Source organism: Bacillus cereus group sp. MG20, from assembly GCF_040459885.1.
In the GTDB taxonomy this organism is placed as follows: domain Bacteria; phylum Bacillota; class Bacilli; order Bacillales; family Bacillaceae_G; genus Bacillus_A; species Bacillus_A cereus.
The window spans coordinates 618,530-640,253 of record NZ_JARVHF010000001.1; the positions used below are offsets into that span (position 1 = coordinate 618,530).

Consider the following 21,724-nt stretch of genomic DNA (forward strand, 5'->3'; position numbering starts at 1 on the left):
TCAAAAACACTTGTAAAATATGAAAAACCGAAACTAAAAATCATTTCGGTTTTTCTAACTAAAGAAGTCTATTTACTTTAAAGAATGAACAAACAACCCACTACGCAGTTTCGGTTCAAACCACGTTGATTTTGGCGGCATAACTTCTCCAGCGTCTGCGATTGCTAATAAAGCTTCCATTGATGTCGGATATAGTGAAAACGCCACTTTATATTCACCGCTATTTACAAGACGTTCTAGTTCTTCTAATCCACGGATTCCTCCGACAAAGTCGATGCGTGAATCAGATCGCGGATCATGTATTTCAAGCACTTGGCTTAATAAGTGATCTTGCAGGATAGATACATCTAAACCTCTAACAAGATCATTCGCATCAAACGTTTCCTCTTTCACAGTAAGCTTATACCACTTCTTATTTACATACATACCAAATGATTTGGGCTCATTTGGTTTATACGGAGAAACAGTTGCTTCTTCTACATAAAAGTACTGCGTAATTTGATTTAAAAACTGTTCCTCTGATAAGCCATTTAAATCTTTCACAACTCGGTTATAATCCCAAATCGATAATTCATCATGAGGGAATAGAACCGATAAGAAGAAATTAAATTCCTCTTCTCCTGTGTAATTTGGATATTGTTCTCTTCGCATAAGTCCTACTTTTGCAGCTGATGCAGAACGGTGATGCCCGTCTGCAATATAAAGATTAGGAATATCTTCAAATGCGTTTACTAAAGTCGTAATTACATCTTCATCTACAATCTTCCACACAACATGCTTAACACCGTCTTCTGCTGTAAATGTATAAATTGGCGTATGTTCTTCTTTCCAGCTCCTAATTAAATGCTTTACTTCATCTTTTGTACGGTACGTTAAAAAAATCGGACCTGTATTTGCGTCACACACATCTACGTGGCGAATACGATCTAGCTCTTTTTCATGACGTGTTCTTTCATGTTTTTTAATTGTATCATCTTCATACTCATCAATAGATGTACAAACGACAAGGCCTGACTGCGTTCTTCCTTGCATCGTCAGTTCATAAATATATAGCGCTGGCTCTTCATCTTGTATGAACACTTCTTCTCGTATAAATTGCTTTAAATTGTCGCCCGCTTTTTCATACACGCGATCATCATACGGTGACAGTTCAGGATCTAAATCAATTTCTGCTTTATCAACATGCAAGAAAGAATATGGATTCCCTTTTACAACTTCCCTTGCCTCTTCACTATTTAATACGTCATACGGTAAAGCTGCCACTTGTGCCGCTTTTTCCTCTACTGGACGAATGGCCCGAAACGGTCGTATTTTTGCCACATTCCTCTCTCCTTTACACAATCATTCGAACGGCTACAACACCTGTAATTTTGCTTATATTTTCTACAATATTCTCTTTTATTATATCATCAATTCCGTTATCGATATCAATCATTGTGTATGCCCAAGAATGTTTACTACGATTAATCATATCGGCAATATTAATATGATGTTCCGCTAAGCATCCTGTAATTTGCCCTACCATATTCGGAACGTTTTGATGCATAATTGTAATTCGTTTCTTTCCGATATACGGTAGCTCTACGTTTGGATAGTTTACTGAATTACGAATATTTCCTGTCTCTAAATATTCACGTAATTGACGTGCTGCCATTACTGCACAATTTTCTTCTGATTCAGACGTAGATGCACCAAGGTGAGGCGTCGCTGTTACATTTTTCATCTTTATTACATTTTCATTCGGGAAGTCCGTTACGTAATGTGTAATAATATCTTCTTCTAATGCTTTTTGAAGAACCTTTTCATCTACAAGTTCTCCTCTAGAGAAATTAAATAGACGCATCCCTCTTTTCATCTTCTCTACAGCGTGTTCCCCAATAATCCCCTTCGTTTGATTCGTAAGAGGAATATGCAGTGTAATATAATCACACGTTGCAAAAATTTCATCAAGGCTAAATGCTCTTTGCACATGTGTAGAAAGACGCCAAGCTGTTTCAACTGAAATATAAGGATCATATCCGATAACATCCATCCCTAATGCTAACGCATCGTTCGCAACTAAAGCACCAATTGCGCCAAGTCCGATAACACCTAGACGTTTCCCTGCAATTTCTGATCCAACAAATTGTTTTTTTCCTGATTCAACAAGCTGTGGTACTTCTTCACCCTCTAAGTTTTTCGTCCAACTTACACCATTAATAATGTTACGTGAAGACATAATAAGACTGGCAATAATGAGTTCCTTTACAGCGTTTGCATTTGCCCCCGGCGTGTTAAATACTACAATTCCTTTTTCTGTACATCGCTCGACAGGAATATTATTTACACCAGCGCCAGCTCTTGCAATCGCCTTTAAGTCTTTTGAAAACTCTTCTTGATGTAAAGAGTAGCTACGAAGCAAAATCCCATCTGGGTGATTGATTTTATCCCCTACTTCATAACGTTCTTCAGTAAAAACTTGTAAACCTTTTTCTGCAATTTGATTTAACGTTTGAACACGAAACATATCCCCATCTCCCTATCTATTCTCAAGCTCAAATTCCTTCATATAATCTACTAATTGTTTTACACCTTCCACTGGCATCGCATTGTAAATACTTGCACGCATACCGCCGACTGAGCGATGCCCTTTTAGCGTAACGAAACCGCGTTCCTTCGCCTTTTGTAAAAACTCATTATTAAGTTCTTCTGACGGTGTTGTAAACGGAATGTTCATAAGTGATCGATACGTAGGATCAACTGGTGAAGTAAACAATTTTGATTCATCTAAGAAATTATAAAGAAGTGAAGATTTCATTTTATTTTGTTCTTCAATCGCAGATACCCCGCCTTGCTCTTTCAACCACTCTAGTACAAGTTTCGTTACGTAAATACTAAAGGACGGCGGTGTATTATATAAGGAGTTATTTTTACTGTAAGTTTCATAATTTAACATTGTCGGACAAGGGCGATCTGCTCCCCCAATTAAATCTCTTTTTATAATAGCAATCGTTAAGCCCGCAGGTCCTAAATTCTTTTGCGCCCCCGCATATATAAGACCAAACTTCGAAACATCATATCGCTCTGATAAAATATTTGAGGACATATCCGCAACGAGCGGCACTTTTTCTACATGTGGAATGTCCACATATTTTGTCCCCTCAATTGTATTATTCGTTGTAATATGTACATAATCTAGTTTTTCATCACTTAATAAACCGTCCAGTTTAGGAATCGTAGTAAACTTCTCTTGCTCGGAAGAAGCAATCACTTGTACTTCCCCAACTTTTTCGGCTTCTTGCAATGCCTTTTTAGACCATGAGCCAGTTAGTACGTATCCAGCTTTTTTATACGTATTCATTAAGTTCAACGGTATCATAGAGAATTGTAATGACGCACCGCCTTGTAAAAATAAAACTTCATACTCATCAGGGATGCTCATTAATTCACGAAGTAAGTTACTCGCTTCCTCTATAATACTTTGAAAATAAGAAGATCGATGACTCATTTCCATAATAGACATGCCTGTCCCGTTATAATTTAAAAGCTCCTTTTGCACTTTCTCTAAAACTGGCAAAGGGAGTATTGATGGTCCTGCTGAAAAATTATAGACTCTCTCCATTACCCTCATAACCTCCCTATTTCTCATTTGATTATTTTTTAAACTTTCTGAATTATAACCTAAAATATAATATGTGGTCAATTTGTTTTCTATTATTAGGGCGCAAGACGCGATGGAATCGCTTGCAAGTGCAGACTTTTTTATGGACATATAAAAAAGTGTTAAGTACATAATCGTACTTAACACTCTAATAATGAAAGAATAATAGCTAATCGTTCGTAAAGAACCGATCAAAAATTTGATAAATAGCAGAGAGACCAATGAGCCAATAAATAGTGTCCACAAGCGCCGGCATAGAACCAAACCATTTCTCAACTACATTGTAATCTAACGCTACAAATAACCAATTCAAACCGCCAAGAATCACCAAAATTACTGTAAGGTAAGACAAAAATTTCATTATGATTGCCCCCTAGGTGATAAGATGGTGAAAGGCCTTTCACTAGAAATATATGTAGTAAACTTTAAAACTTACCTATTTTATAAAATTTATTTTCGGTACCACCCGTTAATAACTGCCTCTGCTTCTTTACTATGTATTTGATACGCATGTGTACTATCATTTGAGCCAATAAACCAAATTGAAAAACCTTTAAAATATGGTTTCGGTTCTAATACATCGCGGTAAGCACGCCATCCATTTAATTGCACATCCTTCGAAAACACATTTGAAACATCTGGATTCCATGGATTTTGTAATCCAAGTTCACGTGCTGGAACGTTAAATCCACCGAAGTAAACTGGCTTTCCTGTTGCATTATGTAATTGTTCCAATTGCTGAACAACATTTTGCCCACGATTATATACTGTTGTCGCAAATAAACTTTGCTTCACTTCTTCATATGTTGGATTTCTTTTTCCTGAAACTTCAAACCAACTGTCTATGCTAACAATATCCACCTTTTTTAAATACGGGCGATTGATTTTCTCTTCAAACTTCGCTTCATAAGAAGGGTCCCAGCTTGCTGTTAACCACCAGTTCATTTGATACAAAACATTTCCTTTATACTGATTACGAACAAAATCAATTGTATCGCTCCAGTATCCTTCTGCATACTCCATATTCACGAAATTAGAAGCAATCTTTAGTCCATACACATTGTATTTACTTGTAATGGAATTAAAAATATCTTGCAGAATAACCGTCTTCCAATTCCAGAAGAAATCATTAATGTTACTTGGGTTCCATTCTGTCTCTCCAACATTCCCCTGTTGAATATACGGGAACGGTTCCACTATAACTTGAATATTACGCTTTAATAATTCTTGAATTAAAATTATAGCTTGTTGCTTTTGCACTTGATTAATTACCATGTTAGTAGAAGTCACATTTGGGATATCTACTTGAATCGGTACATTTACTGTATTTAAATTTAAGCGCTCCACATCCGCTAATACTTTCGCTACATTTCCAACTTCCCATACTGTTACGTTTCCTGATTTGATTTTTCCAGATTGAACAGTATTTACATCTGCCTGTACATTTCCTTGAAAACAAAAAGAAAACAACATAATAAACACTCCTAAAAAACTTATTAAACTCTTATTTTTCTTCACAACTTTCCCCCTATAATTTTTGGCTTTCTTGATTATTTTATACAACGTTTCATATATATTCCACAAAAAATCCAATAAATTTTTATTGATAAAAATGCTATTCATTCTTTATTCACATCTTACTCATACTAAGCTCCTAAAAATAGTAAGATAAATAAAAAAGGAACGGATTTCCGCTCCTTTTTTATCTTTTTACGATTATCAATCCATTTCCCTTTTAGGCTCTACCAACATGATGTGGGATTCCTTTTCAGTGAAAGGTTTATGCTCAACGCCTCTCGGGACAATAAACATCTCGCCCTTAGAAATTTTCACCTGTCCATCACGGAAATCGATGAACATCTCCCCTTCAAGCACAATAAATAGCTTATCCGTATTAGGATGCTCATGCCATATAAAATCTCCATTAGCTTTAAAAAGCTGAATTTGATCATCATTCATTTCACCAATCACTCGTGGATACCAATAATCGTTAATTTTAGATAACTCGTCATTTAGTTTAATAGGTTGGTAATGGATAATAATCCCTCCTCATTTTTAACTTCCACTATATTACAATAATCTAAGTAAAAAAGTCGTCATTACGCTTAAAAAGAAAATGCTCCGGCCAGAACTTTTCATTCAGATAGTACAAAGGAGTGATTTCAATGAAAGTTCTTTCAATCCAATGTTTCCTTTAACTCTCCATAAGTATAGAACAGTGATTTTCAAATAAGAATGGACCCCTGTTGACATTAGTATGGATTATTGATGAACTTCTCGCGATATTTAGTAGGCGAAATGCCAACTCGCTTCTTGAAAACTCTACTAAAATAATAAGGGTCTGCGATTCCAACAGCCTGCGCAATTTGTTGTACAGGCACACCACTTGTACATAACATTTTTTGAGCCATCTTTATACGATAGTTCAATAAATATTCTGCCGGCCCCATACCTGCATGCTTTCTAAACACGTAAGAAAGACGATTTCGATTAACATTATTTTGTTCTGCAAGCATATGTATTGTAATATCTTTATAATAGTATTTACGAACGTAACTAGATATTCGTTCGAATAAAGTATGCGACTCATAGTTGTTTTCTCTATTGACAACACTTAATAAAGCTTCATTCAACGCTTCGCGAAACAGCATTTCGGTCTGAAGCATCGAAATGCCTCCACGCTGATTATACACATCCCAAAGACGCATAAGTAATTCGACAAGACGAGGAGATTGTCCTGTTAATAATTCAAAATGCTGATGAGTAAAGCCAGAGTCTTCTCGTTCTGAATTGCTTATCTGATATAAAACAAGAATATATTCCCAGTTTATTTCACCAAGCATTTTATGGGCTAATGTCATTTTTGCACCCCCATGTATAACTTTTCCTGGGGAAAGGATATACGGCGTACCATTAAATTGAAATTGCGTCTTCCCTGTAAGTGGAAATACAAATCCTGGGAAAGAATCTGTAGACTCAGCACAAGGTACACCTGGATTTTTAGCATAACGATATACTCCTTCTACTCGGAAAGGATTATTGGCAAGATACTCTGCTAACTCATTCACGTCCAACTTCACAATGCACGCCTCATTTCAATAATAGTTTTCTTGTAATTCGCGAGATTAATTGGTGTACATTCTGGGCAACGCTAAACTAAAAATAGTACATACGACTTAACAAGATCTGGTTATTAACCTATAAATATATTGTTTTTCATTTATTGACAAAAGTATCCTCCCTATATTATTGATAATGATTTTCATTGTAGTTTGATAAAAAAACATTTGTCAAGTTGGATGGCCTAGAAAAATGACGAAACAAGGGGTACAGAGGGACCGTTCTGTTGCAAATAATACCTGGTCTTTGTTAACTAATTCCCCTCAAAACTGAAATAATCATGTTAATAGTTGTAATGGCTTTATTTGTTACAGCACTTGCAGCATGTGGAAATAATCGTAATCCTGAAGAAGTTGCTACAGCGTATTTCGAAGATGGAAACAGCCTACTATCAAATTAAATGATAGTAGGCTGGCTGTTAAAATTATTTAAGAACTGGGTTATGTTCTAAATGATAAGCTTTCATTATCAAAAAGATTATTACTAGTCCCTCCACAAACAAAAACACCCTATCACTTCGGTTCTAAATTTAGCACCTTCCCCTCTATTCCCTCCGTATTCAATGTAGTCGTATGATACGTTCCACTTACCCAATCATCTATTTGATCATGATACCAATCGCTTCTAAAATGTCCCGATTGTCCTGGCCCTACGATATGATAACCGTTTGACATATCTTTCGTATCAATAACAAATCGCCAAGAAGCCCCGTGATTTACAATGCCGTTATCGCCGTAACTCGCTGCTTGAACGGTAACTTGACTTCCGCCAATTGGAACTGGTTTCTCACGATTAAAAGCGAGTAACGCTAACATACTAGATGATTTCGAAATTGGATGTGTAAAAGCGAGTTGATGATAATCGCCCCACTTCCAGGCCCCAACATCCGGTCCATATTCCTTCTGCAATTTCTTCATTACATTCTCGTACGAGGTATGCACAACTTTTGTGAAACCTCCGTACTTAGAAAACCATGCACTATTTTCTCCTGCTACTTGTTTCCGGATTAATTCATCCACAACTTGTGACTTCCCTTTAAATAACTCCATTACATCTTTCGGTATTTCTTTTGAAAATAACGTATTTGAAATCTCTTTCATTAATAAATGGAATATTAATGGTGCCGCTTCATCTTTACTATCGTAAAAATTCCACTTTGTTAATTGGTTTACACCTTCTTTCTCTACCTCATTTAAAGATGCTTTATTTAACTCTTTTAAAAATATAGGAGTAAACTCTTTCCCGTATAAATTCTTTTGATCCATCTGTAACTCTTCTAAATCTTTCACCGTATACTTTTCCTTCTCTTGCAAAAATTCTTGAATACGCATTTGCCTATATGGCTGTGCCCACGTATTGCTAATATGGTACGGATAATCATCATCAACAATTTTATTATTCGCAGTTGAAATAAAACCTTCTTTCGGATTTATAACTTTCGGCAGCTGATCAAATGGAATATATCCTTCCCATTCATATTCATCTGTCCATCCTGGAACAGGCAAGCTACCATCGCCTTTTTTACGCACTGGTATATTTCCATTCGCTTTATAAGCAATCGTGCCATCGTTTGATGCAAACACAAAGTTTTGCGTTGGTGTATGGAAATCTTGAAGAGCGGTTTCAAACTCCGTCCAGTCTTTTGCTTTGTTCATATTTAATACAGCTTTTAGCTCAGCTGACGGTTCTAAAGCAGTCCACTTTAAAGAGAAGACGGTTTTCGTTTTCTCCTTCCCCTTATCCGCAAACTCTGAAATTACTGGCCCATGCCTCGTAATCGTAACGTTATAAGGAATTGTCTTCCCGCCTTTTACTTTAATCGATTCATCAACTACCGTAGCTTTCTCCCATTTATCGTTATACAGAAATTCATTTTCATTATTAAGATTTCTCTTCTCAATATATAAATCTTGCACATCAGGCCCCGTATTCGTAACGCCCCACGCTATTTTGTCATTGTGGCCTAATATAACACCTGGTACTCCAGCGAAAATAACGCCACTCACATTTAAATCTTTCATTTCAAGTCTCGTTTGATACCATATAGAAGGTGTCGCAAGGGATAAATGAGGGTCATCTGCTAAAATCGGCTTACCTGACGCACTCTTCTCACCGCTCACAACCCAGTTATTACTACCGTTAAACTCCGGGGGAATTATCGTTTTTGAAAAACTTTGCGCTACGTCCACATTTGTATTTTTCAGTTCAGCTAGCAATCTAGGAGCATCTTTCGGATATTTAGGAAATAGCTCATTTGCTTGCTCTTTCGGAAGGTTTTTCAGCGCCCAATATCGAAACGCCTGTCCATGCCAATGTCCTCCTAAGTCAAACGCCATATACTTTCCAATTGTTAAAGAATCCACGATTGACCATTCAGAAGGCTCATAACCTAATATAGTAAACTCAACCGGCAATTTCCTTTCCACTTTTGCCTCACGTATAAAAGCGTTCACCCCATCAGCAAATGACTGCAGGGCATATTTTGCTTCTCCATCATATTGACTAACTGAAGCTTCTGCAGCTCGCCGTAAACCGAGTGTTCGAAACAATTTATCTCGGTCAACAGCTGCTTCCCCAACAACTTCACTTAACATACCAGAAGCTTGTCTTCTACTTAAATCCATTTGAAACAAACGATCTTGCGCTTGCACATATCCTTGTGAAAAATATAAATCATGTGCATTTTCCGATTTAATATGCGGTACACCTTTACTATCACGCTTCACCGTAACAGCCTGTTGTAAATCCTCTAGCTTTATCGTTCCATCTATCTTTGGCATAGATTTCAGCGTATATATATTCAAAAAAATCGCAGCGGAAATAACTAACAAGAGAACGATACTACTAGCCCAAATAAAAATTCTTCTTCCCCTTTTTCGTTTCTTCTTTATAACTACCTCCATATAACCACCCCTTTCTCACACTATTCGCTTCTTTTTGAGAATGAACCTTTTAAAAACATTAAAAAACCCCCTTCATTTTCCTACCAATGAAGGGGGTCTTTCTTATCGTTTGCTACGCCAACTTTCATTATGCCCAAGATTTGCACCTGTCGCTACTTGCACATCATATAACATTTCACTAAAGAAGCGTTTATCTACTTCTTTTGGTACAATGCGTCTTTCATCATCAATTTCATCGTATTCATATGAACCACGATTTACCGTACCTGCTTTATAAAATTGAATGTCAAATACACATACATCTTCTTCATCTTCATAACCAATCGGCGCTCCGCTAAATGACAATTGCGCTCCTAATCCGTTACAAGTATCTTCTTTGTAAAATGTATAATACACACCGCCATCTTGAACAGATCCACGGATCCATCCAAGCTTCGTCATCTTACCGAATAACGAACGACCATTTAGTAAAATACCACCAAATCTCTCAATAGCACTCTCATCATTCTCTTCTACTACAAACACTGGACGCTCAATTTGTAGGAACGGCTGAACAATTCCCGCACTTTCTAATTGCTCTTTCCATAATTCCTTCTCCGCCCCAGACAATTCTAACGGATGAACGAAACCAATAACAGTGCCAAATGAAAGTTCATAACTCTTCCCGTCAATTGTACAGAACACGCCACCTTCTGCATAACGGAATGTGTTCAGCAACTTCCCTTCCTTATACTCACCCCAAATGAGTGAAATAGAAAATTGCTTCATAATTGGATTATCCATAAATACAGACTTCCATGCATTATGTGACCAATAACGCTTTAACGAAAGTGCCGCTTCTAATCGTTGTTTTTGCATTGAAAGAGTAGTTCGGAGTTCCTTCTTTAAAGAGGCTAATTCTTTTTTAGCCTCTTCAGCCTTTTCTACATCATCTTTTGCATTCGGCTTTGGAAGTGACTTCATACGTTTTCCTTCCTCTGTCTCTAATTCAATTTTTGACTCTGTAGTTAAAATGACAGTAAAACTTCGATTCCCGAAATCAATTATCTTTTCACCATGTATAGTAAAGCCAAGGTCTGGCACCAATTGATCTTCCAGCTCTTCCTCTGTTATACCACGTGTTTTCGCAGCAAGACTTAGCGCTTCTTTTGCTGCATTACGTACTTGCTTATGTTTATATTTAAATGCTATTGCATGAATAGACATAAGTGCAAGCTTAGATGAAGACAAACCTAAAGCACGAACGGCATCCGCTGCTATCTTTCCTCTCATTTGAAGCACCCATTCATCAATTTGCTTTATAAGTATGTCGACCATTTTGTCGTCACTATACATTCCGTATAACGAAAGAATTCCACGCTTCTTCACATCTGCGTCTTGAGAAATCCATATTTAATATATTGTTTGCACATATTCTTTTAAGTCCTCTTCATTTAAAGCTCTACCAATTACTTCTGCCGTTTCTTTCTTCTCAATAACAGCATCTGAAATATACTGTTGTAAATAGGCTAACGGAATTGCAGCATCAGCAATTTCATTAGAGTCACGTAAACTGATTTGTGGCTCATCCCCAATCAATTGCAGAAGTGAATTTCTTGTTTGTTCCGTTAAAATACGTGCACATAGTTCTTCGATCTTTTCTTCCTCCGCTTGAAATAAAAACGAGAATTTTCCTGCGAAAGATTCATTTTTACTTTCTTGCAAAGCTTCCTGTACAAGTTTCGTATATTTTTCAAGCTTATACTCTATTAGTATTTTCATCACATTTTCACGAACAATCTTCTTTTTATTATGAAGTTCAACTGCTACATCTGCTGCAGCTTCTACATCTTTTGAAAGCAGTTTAACTACAGACTCACGCATTTTTTTAGATGAATCTCCTAAGCTTTTAATTAAAATCGGACGCATTTTAACCATGTTATCCTTTGCTAACTCTTCTAAAATATATGCTTTTGCCATAGCAGAATACTCATCAAACCGTTCAATTATATATGCTTGTTCTTTTACAATTACACAAACAAGCGCTTCCTTCGCCTTATTTCTCTCTTCACTGTAGCATGCAGCTTCTTCAACTGCATAAGCGATAAGTTTTTCCTTACTTAACCCATACGAAAGCAGATCTTCTAATACTTGTTTCGGCTCTACTCCTCTGACAGAACATTCGTAAAGAAGTTCGTATAAATTAACACTATCATTATCTCCAAACTGTAGTGTAAGTACAGCTTCCCTTTTCGCTACATCATCTATATCCCAAAGAAGCGCAACCTCTAACACCGGCATACCCCAATACATATTTCTATATTTCGGATTTTTAAGTATTTGCTTCATATCCTCAAGTGACAACTTCCCTAGTAAATAATCACAATATGTATCCCGCAATGTAGACAATTTAATTTGCAAAGCAGCAACAAAAAATTCTTCTCGCATTTTCCCTCTATTTAGCTCATATCCTTTTTCGGCTAGCGTTCGTGCGATGATGAGATAATTCATTTTACTTACATATTGCATAGTTTGTTGAATAAATTCAGGATTTTCCTCCAACATAAAGCATAGCAATTCATATTCATACGTCTTACAAAAATCCTCACTATTCAAATCATGTTGCCTTAGACGATGCGCAAAAAATCTTTCCTTAGAAATCCAAAACTGTGTACAAAAACTTTGAATTTCTTCATACGTTTCTCTATTTACACTACCAGTTTTTTTGTGGTTTTGAGACTGACCAAGAGTGTGACACATATAACGTGTTGCATAGTTTATAAAACCCCAAACATTTTTCTTCGCCAATATTTCAATATATCGCCTCGCAACATTCGAATGTTTATGAACACAAAATAATAGCCGCCAAATATGTTCCGGTAAATTCCCACCTATAAATACTTCACTATCATCTTCACCTTTTAAATACCGTTTAACCGCTTCAACCTTTTCCTTTTCCCCTAGCAGTTTCAATATAAATTCTGTATGTTCTCCTAACCTCTCATTCAATAAAGAACTATATGTACGAAACTTTTCATAATCTACATCAAACATTACGAGAAGTAATGTTACTTGCTGCTTAGTTGGTAAAGTATGTAATTGTCCCTCTATATAGTTCGGATTCTCTTTTGTTAACTCTCTAAGAAAAACATCTGCTTCATTTACATAACTTGAAATACTGGATAAATATTTACATGCGATTGCTACAAGTTTGTCCAAAGGAAGTGCACTTTTTTCTAAATAAATCTTCATTTTAGAAAAACTGACATGCGCAAAACGGACTACAAGAACATTTAATAATTGCTCCTCGAGTATATGGTAAAATAATCGAAAAAAATCCGGATCTTGTTTATGCACTTTCCTAAAATCGTTTATAAATCGCTCCGCAAAATCACTTCTTTTTTGATCGCGAATTGTCGTTAGTTGAATATTTTTTAAAATCTCTTCTTCTTTTGTCTGTAAATATCGTTGTGATAATTGTTTCTGTTCTTCTGTCATAATAATATATTGAAACAACTCAGATGTACTAGTAGTCAAACTTTGTACCCCCCGCATCTTTTTATCTATTATAAAAATACCCTTATTTAATGGTAGTATAGCATAAAACCCACAAAAAACGAACGTACATTCTATATTAAATTAATGTAAATTAAAATACACTACTCAACATACATTTCCTTCTCTCTAAACTTCCCATTACAGACTTCTCCCCACTAAAATCCTTTAACTTTTTGCTACACCAATTCCTCAAAATCCCCTTCACATAAGCTAACGTTTTCTTATTATTTTCAAACGCAATTTTAAGTGCCTCTAACACTTTCTCTCCAGAAAGTCTTTGTATCCAATTCTTCAATTCCTTCACAATATATGGGGATAAACTACTAATATTTTGTTCATAAAACTTATAAACTTCACTATTTGGAACGTCCTCTTCTATGGTTTCCACCTCTATCTCTTCCGCTTCTTCTTTCTCTTCAATAACTACTTGTGAACTACTATTATCCTCTTCTTTTGGCATACCAAAATGCTGCAATAATAATGGAATCTTGTATTCTTTTTCAAGACATTTACGTAAAAATATATGTATGAACTCATTACTTTTTATAGTCTTTAACTCACGTAATATGCACTTCTCCACATTCGTATTTGAAATAGGGTTATAGTGTAACCAGTTTATTATGAATACCTCTTTCGTTTCCGTATCATATAAAATCTTTCCATACTCAACAAACCTGTTTAGCAACTTCTCAACAGTCTCCATACTATAACCTGTTTCAAGCTCTGCCACACGCTTCGGTAATATGTAAATACCACATTGCTTCGTTTTCGTACCAGTTAACAAATATATGTAAAAATAACGCTCCTCTGGCGTTAAATCTAATATGAATTCATCTTGCCAAAAGTTCACCTGCACATTACGGTATACCGCCATATGTTTCCCTCCACTCTTTGCTAGTAAATAAGAAGATTTTAATCCTTCATTATAAAAATAGGAATGCGGGAATGGTTTTGGCATTCGAATTACAATTTTTTTTACTACTACAACGCCGGTTTCATTTTTTCGTGCTTGTTTTGTTCTTGTAGTTGTTTTTGTGTTTGTTTTTGTTTTTTCTGAGTGATTTATTACTTGGTAGGGGCTTATGAGGGGCTTGGAAGGGCATTCTGCATTACAATCTATGAAATACAATTTGTTCTTCCTACTAAATAGGAGCTATTCCAAATTATTATTTTGGATAGCTCCTTTCAAATTCTTCTTATTTTTTACTTCTACCAATGTCAGCTTCTACATACAATTTCTTCTGCTATTTGCGGGCAGTAAAACTCTCATTTCAAAATTCGGTGAATAAACTGCTCGATTGCAACGCGAGTGACCCTCACTGATTAAAGTTTCATTTTATTTTTGCATTGAATCTAACATCTTCACAATAAAGGCAGCTGCCTGACCACGAGTTGCTGTGCCTCGAGGATCAAACTCATTATTTCCAATACCATTAACTACCTTTAGACTGTATAATCGTTGAACCGATTCTTTGTATGTTATTAAATGCTTATCTGTAAATGGTAATGCTACTAACTCACCTGTAATTCCTTTATATCGTAATGCTTTGTCAATCATAATAGATACTTCTTCACGAGTAATTGGTGAGTTAGGATCAAAAATCCCTTCACCACGACCATTAATAATTCCTGCACTTGCACAACGTTTAATACCGTCATGAAGTGATGGATGTGCCTCATTAATATCTACAAATGACTTATTTCCCTCTGGTAGTTTAAGAGCATTCGAGATTAATTTCGCAAACTCCGCTCTCGTTACATTTCGATATGGCGCAAATACACCATTGCCTTCGCCTTGCATAATACCTAGACTGTTTAATTTACGAATATGCCCTTCAAACCAGCCACCTGTAATATCATCTTTTGGTTTTTGTACTTCTTCCTTAGGCTTTTGTACTTCTTCCTTTGGTACATTGTAGTTAATTTTAATCCAACTTGGGTCATAGAAAATCCATTCTCCATTACCTACTTTATACCAACCATTTTTAACCGCTAATACTTTGTAACGATCTCCGTTTGAAGCTTTACGTACAACACGATGTTCAATACCCGCATCACTACGTACATTGATGCCACTACCATTTACCACTAGTTCCATGCTAGGTTCAGCTGGATTATTTTCATTTGGATCAAATGAGTCATTTTTATCTTGTAAAGGCGTATCAATCTGCGCATTTATATTTGCATACCATTGAATTCCTTGTACGAAACCAGCCCAATTACCACGTGAAATTAAAATGTCAGGACATTTTTTCCCGCTCCATTGTTGATGCTTGTAAATATGATCTGCACCAATTCCTTCTTTGTTCATTAAATAACCTGCAAGTCGTTTTGCATTTTCTAACGCTTTATTGTAATCACCGTCTTGGTTAACCGCAATCTCGATACCGATAGACTCCCTGTTTCCTGATCCATCTCCATCTCCTGCATGCCAACCGTTTTCATTTGTTGGTAAGTGCTGATAGATTTGTTTATCGTCTACTGTAAAATGCCATGAAGCTGTTCGGAACGTCCCCTCTGTTGCTTGTTTATACAAATATTTCGCATGATTTTCAGCATTAGCACCAGCGGCCGTATTTGCCGTCTCATGGATTGTAATGTAACGTGCTTTCATCGGATTTGCAGGACGAATATCAGAGTTTCCTGCTGGAACAATCCACTCTACAAATGGAACTCCTGCAAGTGTTCCATATTTCTTCGTACTCGGTGCACTATATTGAATACCTCTTGGCTTTGCAACAGGTTTCATTTGACGATCAGATCCATCATTTCGACCATCTACAGATTCAAATGCCTTTTCAATATTTGAAATAGCTTCCTTTTCTGCTACTTGCCCCTTCTTTGCATCTTTCATTTTGTTTAATTCTTCTGTTTCATCATGTTTATGCTTATATTCTTCTAAAAGAATTTTTTCATTTTCAGATACTTCTGCTTCGTTAATTTGTACATAATCAGGAACTGCCAACTTGAAATTAGAATAATTTAATCCGCTCGTTCCATGTTCTCCTTCAGCAATATTTAGTTGATCAGTTTGAGATTTGTTTATCTCTTCTGCTGATGCTGATAAAGGTACACTCCCTAAAATCACTAGACTTGTTGATAGTGCGATTACTTGTTGTTTGATTTTCTTACTCATTATTATAAATAGATATATACACATTCCCGCCGTGTATATATCTTAACCTCCCTTTGTTGTCACATTAATTTTTAAAATATGAATCTACTATGTACTTCTAATTTATTTTTTTATTTATATATTTAAATTTCATTATTTTATGCCCGTTAAGAAAATATTTATATGTCATCCCTACAAATGAATTTCATCTAACATACTTTTTACAAAATCCGTCAACAAAAATTATTTTACAACTAATTACCAATACCGTCAAAAGCATTTTCAACAATCCACACTTTAATAGCTATAGTAAATGCTATTTCTTTCACATTATATACTATTACAAATTACCTTTAACTTGTCCGACAATTTCGTTTATCGTATTTCGATCAAACTTATCACTAATTTCGTATGGCTCACGATCTCCTACGAATTGCACGCCTACAATATCATTGCGATCCTTACCGTATTGCACTTCAATAATAGATCCACGCTCTATTTGTTTCCAAATGAGACCTACTTCATCTTTATTATCTAAAATAATGCAGTCTTCAATATTTTCATCAATCCCAATTAACTTGTTATCATCTATATATCCAATCTCGTATTGTTGCCGTTCTTTCGCTTTTCCGCTTACTAGTATACCTTTGCTACCATATGAGTAATCCGTATAGTCCTTTTTCTCCTTTTGTACCCCTTTCGGCTTTTGTGCTTCAGTTTTTTCAGCAGCTCCACAACCTGTAATAAGACTGATTGGCATAACCATAGTTAATACTACTCTAGTAAATTTCTTTATCATTTATAACTAACCTCACATACTTAATTTAAAATGCTATTTATTTCCTTATTATAAAATAACATGATAATACAGAGAAAGAGCCAAAAATAAAATATTATTTACATCCGTATTGTCCCTCCCTTTACATTAATATAGTATCCTCATAAGTATGAATAGCTAGGCTTTCAAAATTAATACGGGAATATTATAGAAAGTAGACATCCTACTCACATACGATTAGTATTAGAATTGAAAATATATAGGCTAGATGATTACTTATATTAAGGAAGGAAGTGCACAGCTATGGATTTTAAAACAGTCATGCAAGAGCTTGAAGCCCTTGGTAAGGAAAGAACGAAAAAAACATACATCTCTAACGGTGCACACGAGCCGGTTTTTGGCGTAGCTACAGGTGCTATGAAACCAATCGCTAAGAAAATAAAAGTAAATCAAGAGTTAGCTGAGGAACTTTATGCTACAGGTAACTACGATGCTATGTACTTTGCAGGCATTATTGCAGATCCAAAAGCTATGAATGAGTCTGATTTTGATCGCTGGATGGACGGGGCATATTTTTATATGCTATCTGATTATGTGGTAGCAGTAACTTTATCGGAGTCAACTATCGCCCAAGACGTTGCGGATAAATGGATTGCAAGTGGGGATGAGCTACGAATGTCAGCGGGCTGGAGTTGCTACTGCTGGCTTTTAGGAAATCGCAAAGACAATGAATTTGCCGAAAGCAAAATTTCCGATATGCTTGAAATTGTAAAAAATACAATTCATGCTGCGCCAGAACGAACAAAATCTGCTATGAATAATTTTATAAATACTGTAGCAATTTCATATGTGCCACTACACGAAAAAGCAGTCGAGACTGCAAAAGAAGTTGGTATAGTTGAAGTAAAACGTGATAATAAAAAAAGCAGTTTGTTAAATGCTTCCGAAAGTATTCAGAAAGAAGTCGATAGAGGAAGAGTTGGTTTCAAACGTAAATACGTTAGATGTTAGATTATTAAAAAAGGTGTCAATCAAGAAAGATTGGCACCTTTTTTAATGTAGAAGTAGAAAATGAACTACCTCCCTAAAAATAATTCATTTCCCTCTTTACAACTTATATGTTAGAAATTTCTTCTTTCACTTTATACACCCTATCTCTTTTCTCATCGTTTTTAACAAAAGTAAGCTTTCCTTCTGTAACAAAACCTTCCAATGCTAAGCATACTTGTCCATATGCTTTTGGCTTATTCGTTGTAAATCTTTCATCTGATATTTTACCAGATCGTATTAATTGTTCGCATAACTCCAGTGCACTTATTTCTTCAGAATCCATTAATTCCAATATATCTTTTTGCAATGCTGATAAAGGTGCAGGTATTTCGGCTACCTCTACCTTTTCTTTTTTATCTTCTTTTTCGTCTTCAAATAAATCTTCAAATGAAATTTGATTCATTACATCTTTTCCTTTCTCATAACGAATTTGCTTAACATGAACTGAACCCTATATGTACTAGAACTTTTACATTTAGTTATTGTTATGTAGTCCTTACCTCTTTACATAGATTTTATAACTCATGTACATTATTTTAAGTAGTATATTTCCATTATACCAAATATACGTTCTGTCATCTATTGTAGAATTCGTTATTACTGAACTGAAATCAATAGTGAATATCCGGTGCACAAATCATGCAAACAAAAAAATGCTAATCGCATTGTTTGAACTACTTCCACATGTCTATCAAGCTAAGAAAAACGAACATCCAAAATAAAAAAGCGAGGTTACTATTGTAGTACCTGAAAAGCAGGCAGTCTTTAAGGCTTAGTTAAGTAAGTATTCTATGTTGTGAATGAAAAAGGATCTGATATGAATATCAGATCCTTTTTCATTGCTTCTTTTATAAATGTAACTTTTTTATACATACATCGTTTCACACGATAACTGGTTCATACGTGCTTACATTATCATACACTGTTTTCGCAATTCTAGGAGGAAGATTAACACACCCTCCAAATCTGACTTTTTAATAGAATCAAAGTGTATTTTTACTTACCAGACTTAATTTTTTCGTTATATTCTTCTAAAGTTAACCCTTTTTCTTTTAGATAAACAGCAACTTCTTTTCCTACATAACGATAGTGCCATGGCTCATACTTAATGCCAGTAATATTCTCTTTATCTTTTGGATAGCGGAGAGTAAATCCATACTCTGCAGCATTCTTATCTAACCATTTGAATGCATCGGTAGTTTCAAATTTTGCATTTAAATCTTCTACAGTATTCTGCCATTCAACTGAAATAATGTCTAACGCTAATCCAGTATGATGTTCACTTGCACCAGGATACTGAAGATATTCCAATGCTTTAGCACTAGCTTCTTTGTCCGACAAACCTTGAGATTTATAGCTTTTAACTGAAGCATCATAATACGTTTGTTGTAATTTTATAGCTCGATAACCTGATCTTAAATAAAGATTGATTCCCTCTTTTTTTGCAGCTGCTACCATATCCTGATAGGAAGTTGCAATTCTACTATCTATTTTCATATTCGGCTTAGCATTTTGGGTAATACTTGTTAATTCAATTCCTAGTTCCTTTGATAACATATGCTCTCTATTTACAAGAATAATTCTCCAATCATTAGGATCAGAGATAGGTAAAACATCTTTTTTATTCGCATGTATCTCTTTTTTATTTTTATCGTTATTATTAGTAGTTTCCTGAGATGTTTGCTTTCCACTACAAGCAGCAAGACTCCATCCCATTGCCAATACCAATGCTAAAATTATAAATTTTTTAATTGTATCTCATTCCCTTTTTGTTTATTAGTCTTTATACCAATTTCCCAACACGTCTCTAGGAATCTCCTTGAAATCCTTCAAAGAAACGGGGCCGACAAATTTTTTAATTCCATGTTTTTTAGAATCTTCATCCGAATAATCTTTTAAAAATTGAATTTTAAATTGTTTCTTACCATCAGCGTAGTCGGTTACTGTCGGTACGATTGCCGCTTGTCGTATACCAAAAGTTTTATCTTCATACTTAACAAATTGTACATAAGATAATCCTCCAACCAATGTTTCTAATTTTTCTTGCGCAGAGATAAGATTTCCAAGTGAATAATAGATTAGCGTTTCATGTCCATCTTTATTTTGTTTCCACTCAATTGGTTGAATTACATGTGGATGATTTCCAATTACTACATCTACACCTAAATCTGTTAAATATTGTGCAACTTCTTTTTGTTGCTTTGAAGGTGTAGATGTATATTCTACTCCCCAATGCACCATAACAATCACCATATCAGAGCTACTCTTTGCCTTTTCCACATCATTTTGTATCGCTTTTTTATCAATTAAATTTAAAGCCCAAGACTTATCAGCCGGAATTTTAATTCCATTCGTACCATATGTATAATTTAGTAACGCAAAACGAATACCATTTTTTGTAATTGTTTTTATTTCATTACGCTCATTTTGACTCTCATTAATACCTACTGGGATAACATCCGGATATTTCTTCCAGTATTCTCTTGTATTCGCAACACCTTTAATACCCATATCCATAGCATGATTTGTCGCTTGAGTCACTATATTGAATCCAGTGTCCACTAAAGATTGGCCTACTTCTTCAGGTGTATTGAAAGTCGGATATCCCTGTACTTTTAGATTATTTCCTGCAATTGGAGTCTCCTGGTTCACGATAGCAAGATCACTTGATTTAACAGCTTTTTTGATATTTTCATAAATATAGTTATAATCATATGAACCGTCTTTTTGTTTGCCATCTTTAATTACTGCGTCATGATATAAATTATCACCCGTTGCTAGTAAATTCACAACCGATTTTACTTTTTTATCTTCCGTAAAATTAGGAGACTGTTGGATAGGACTCTTCTCTACCCAATTTGGTGCTTTTAATGATGTATCTATATTAGATTCAGCCGGTGGTAATGAAGCTTTAGATGTCTTAACATCTGTATTACCACAAGCAGTTAAAAGCACTAAAAAAATAAGACATAATAAAAAAAACTTTTTACTTCTCTGTAAAGTATCTAACATGTGATCCTCTTTTCTGTTTTATTACTTATAACCAGTTCTAACAAATCATTCTTTAAAACAACGTATTTTGGTTTTACCCTTAATTATGGAAGGACACTCTGTTACATCTGCTTCGGAATATACAGATAATCATTTTCCATTCTCTAGCAATCTATCAATTCCATCAGAATTGATAGATTGCTAGAGAAACATGATCCATCAGGATGTCGACTAGTTTCATATACCTGTTCCAATTGCAGTAACTCGTTTAATCTAAACAAGATAGAAGAATAGTTCATATAGCCTCTTCTCTTGCTTTACGTTTGTGAGTGGCTCCAAAAAGAGGGGATCGTTGCTGTACCCCCTTTAAATATTATGGAATCATTGTAACTAATTTCTTTACGTTAAGCGACAAACATTATACCGATAACAATAAGTAAGACCCAAGAACTTATTTTACCAATATACAAAAAAAGTAGCAATCTTTTGACCCATATAAAGAAGCCAATTAGGAGAAATGAAAGGGAGATTCATTTTAATTAATTCCTTCCTTCATTGATTAATAAAAAAACAAGCCACCCAGCTATTGG

The 21,724-nt window shown here is 35.2% G+C and carries 15 protein-coding genes and 1 pseudogene; 1 reads left to right on the forward strand and 15 read right to left on the reverse strand.

Annotated features, from left to right (window positions below):
* Positions 1 to 72: 72 nt before the first annotated feature.
* The 12 genes and pseudogenes from QCI81_RS03215 to QCI81_RS03270 form a co-directional block, all read right to left on the reverse strand.
* Entirely contained in the window at positions 73 to 1,320 is a 1,248-nt protein-coding gene (locus QCI81_RS03215) for a DUF1015 domain-containing protein (RefSeq protein ID WP_071731906.1), read from the reverse strand.
* A 13-nt stretch (positions 1,321 to 1,333) separates the two neighbouring features.
* Positions 1,334 to 2,506, reverse strand: a complete 1,173-nt coding sequence (locus tag QCI81_RS03220; RefSeq protein ID WP_000490222.1) for a 3-phosphoglycerate dehydrogenase family protein — start codon at positions 2,504 to 2,506, stop codon at positions 1,334 to 1,336.
* A 12-nt stretch (positions 2,507 to 2,518) separates the two neighbouring features.
* Positions 2,519 to 3,601 (reverse strand): 3-phosphoserine/phosphohydroxythreonine transaminase, encoded by a 1,083-nt coding sequence (serC, locus tag QCI81_RS03225; RefSeq protein WP_071731905.1) that lies wholly within the window; start codon positions 3,599 to 3,601, stop codon positions 2,519 to 2,521.
* Positions 3,602 to 3,809: 208 nt separating this feature from the next.
* Positions 3,810 to 4,001 carry a DUF378 domain-containing protein gene (locus QCI81_RS03230; protein ID WP_000670804.1) on the reverse strand — a complete coding sequence of 64 codons (192 nt, stop codon included), beginning with the start codon at positions 3,999 to 4,001 and terminating at the stop codon, positions 3,810 to 3,812.
* An 89-nt stretch (positions 4,002 to 4,090) separates the two neighbouring features.
* Positions 4,091 to 5,158 (reverse strand): glycoside hydrolase family 113, encoded by a 1,068-nt coding sequence (locus QCI81_RS03235; protein ID WP_071731904.1) that lies wholly within the window; start codon positions 5,156 to 5,158, stop codon positions 4,091 to 4,093.
* Positions 5,159 to 5,359: 201 nt separating this feature from the next.
* Positions 5,360 to 5,599, reverse strand: coding sequence for a cupin domain-containing protein (locus tag QCI81_RS03240; RefSeq protein ID WP_000997182.1), 240 nt, complete (start codon positions 5,597 to 5,599; stop codon positions 5,360 to 5,362).
* A gap of 293 nt (positions 5,600 to 5,892) precedes the next feature.
* Complete coding sequence (locus QCI81_RS03245; RefSeq protein WP_071731903.1) at positions 5,893 to 6,720, reverse strand: helix-turn-helix transcriptional regulator; 828 nt, start codon at positions 6,718 to 6,720, stop codon at positions 5,893 to 5,895.
* A gap of 552 nt (positions 6,721 to 7,272) precedes the next feature.
* A complete protein-coding gene (locus QCI81_RS03250) occupies positions 7,273 to 9,663 on the reverse strand; it encodes a penicillin acylase family protein (protein WP_353810609.1) in 2,391 nt (796 codons plus the stop codon).
* 102 nt (positions 9,664 to 9,765) lie between these two features.
* A pseudogene (locus QCI81_RS03255) lies at positions 9,766 to 13,179 on the reverse strand (DUF4132 domain-containing protein).
* A 112-nt stretch (positions 13,180 to 13,291) separates the two neighbouring features.
* Positions 13,292 to 14,074 (reverse strand): DnaD domain-containing protein, encoded by a 783-nt coding sequence (locus QCI81_RS03260; RefSeq protein WP_071731900.1) that lies wholly within the window; start codon positions 14,072 to 14,074, stop codon positions 13,292 to 13,294.
* Between the two features lie 462 nt (positions 14,075 to 14,536).
* Complete coding sequence (locus QCI81_RS03265) at positions 14,537 to 16,336, reverse strand: S-layer homology domain-containing protein (RefSeq protein ID WP_071731951.1); 1,800 nt, start codon at positions 16,334 to 16,336, stop codon at positions 14,537 to 14,539.
* Positions 16,337 to 16,655: 319 nt separating this feature from the next.
* A complete protein-coding gene (locus tag QCI81_RS03270) occupies positions 16,656 to 17,114 on the reverse strand; it encodes a hypothetical protein (protein ID WP_000591650.1) in 459 nt (152 codons plus the stop codon).
* 282 nt (positions 17,115 to 17,396) lie between these two features.
* On the opposite strand from QCI81_RS03270, the gene QCI81_RS03275 reads away from it, so the two are divergent.
* On the forward strand, positions 17,397 to 18,104 hold the full coding sequence (locus QCI81_RS03275; protein WP_000346347.1) for a DNA alkylation repair protein: 708 nt from the start codon (positions 17,397 to 17,399) through the stop codon (positions 18,102 to 18,104).
* Between the two features lie 103 nt (positions 18,105 to 18,207).
* Here QCI81_RS03275 and QCI81_RS03280 read toward each other — a convergent pair whose 3' ends face one another.
* From QCI81_RS03280 to QCI81_RS03290, 3 genes are all read right to left on the reverse strand, one after another.
* Positions 18,208 to 18,546, reverse strand: coding sequence for a DUF3895 domain-containing protein (locus QCI81_RS03280; RefSeq protein ID WP_001071898.1), 339 nt, complete (start codon positions 18,544 to 18,546; stop codon positions 18,208 to 18,210).
* A gap of 593 nt (positions 18,547 to 19,139) precedes the next feature.
* Entirely contained in the window at positions 19,140 to 19,871 is a 732-nt protein-coding gene (locus tag QCI81_RS03285; RefSeq protein WP_000241993.1) for a M15 family metallopeptidase, read from the reverse strand.
* Positions 19,872 to 19,919: 48 nt separating this feature from the next.
* Positions 19,920 to 21,155 carry a CapA family protein gene (locus QCI81_RS03290; RefSeq protein WP_071731899.1) on the reverse strand — a complete coding sequence of 412 codons (1,236 nt, stop codon included), beginning with the start codon at positions 21,153 to 21,155 and terminating at the stop codon, positions 19,920 to 19,922.
* Between the last annotated feature and the right edge of the window lie 569 nt (positions 21,156 to 21,724).

Excerpts from the sequence above, each read along its gene's own strand:
- QCI81_RS03290 (WP_071731899.1), bottom strand. The coding sequence starts at position 21,155 with ATGTTAGATACTTTACAGAGAAGTAAAAAGTTTTTTTTATTATGTCTT.
- QCI81_RS03270 (WP_000591650.1), bottom strand. The coding sequence starts at position 17,114 with ATGATAAAGAAATTTACTAGAGTAGTATTAACTATGGTTATGCCAATC.
- serC (WP_071731905.1), bottom strand. The coding sequence starts at position 3,601 with ATGGAGAGAGTCTATAATTTTTCAGCAGGACCATCAATACTCCCTTTG.
- QCI81_RS03280 (WP_001071898.1), bottom strand. The coding sequence starts at position 18,546 with ATGAATCAAATTTCATTTGAAGATTTATTTGAAGACGAAAAAGAAGAT.
- QCI81_RS03220 (WP_000490222.1), bottom strand. The coding sequence starts at position 2,506 with ATGTTTCGTGTTCAAACGTTAAATCAAATTGCAGAAAAAGGTTTACAA.
- QCI81_RS03265 (WP_071731951.1), bottom strand. The coding sequence starts at position 16,336 with ATGAGTAAGAAAATCAAACAACAAGTAATCGCACTATCAACAAGTCTA.
- QCI81_RS03240 (WP_000997182.1), bottom strand. The coding sequence starts at position 5,599 with ATGAATGATGATCAAATTCAGCTTTTTAAAGCTAATGGAGATTTTATA.
- QCI81_RS03250 (WP_353810609.1), bottom strand. The coding sequence starts at position 9,663 with ATGGAGGTAGTTATAAAGAAGAAACGAAAAAGGGGAAGAAGAATTTTT.
- QCI81_RS03260 (WP_071731900.1), bottom strand. The coding sequence starts at position 14,074 with ATGGCGGTATACCGTAATGTGCAGGTGAACTTTTGGCAAGATGAATTC.
- QCI81_RS03230 (WP_000670804.1), bottom strand. The coding sequence starts at position 4,001 with ATGAAATTTTTGTCTTACCTTACAGTAATTTTGGTGATTCTTGGCGGT.
- QCI81_RS03275 (WP_000346347.1), top strand. The coding sequence starts at position 17,397 with ATGGATTTTAAAACAGTCATGCAAGAGCTTGAAGCCCTTGGTAAGGAA.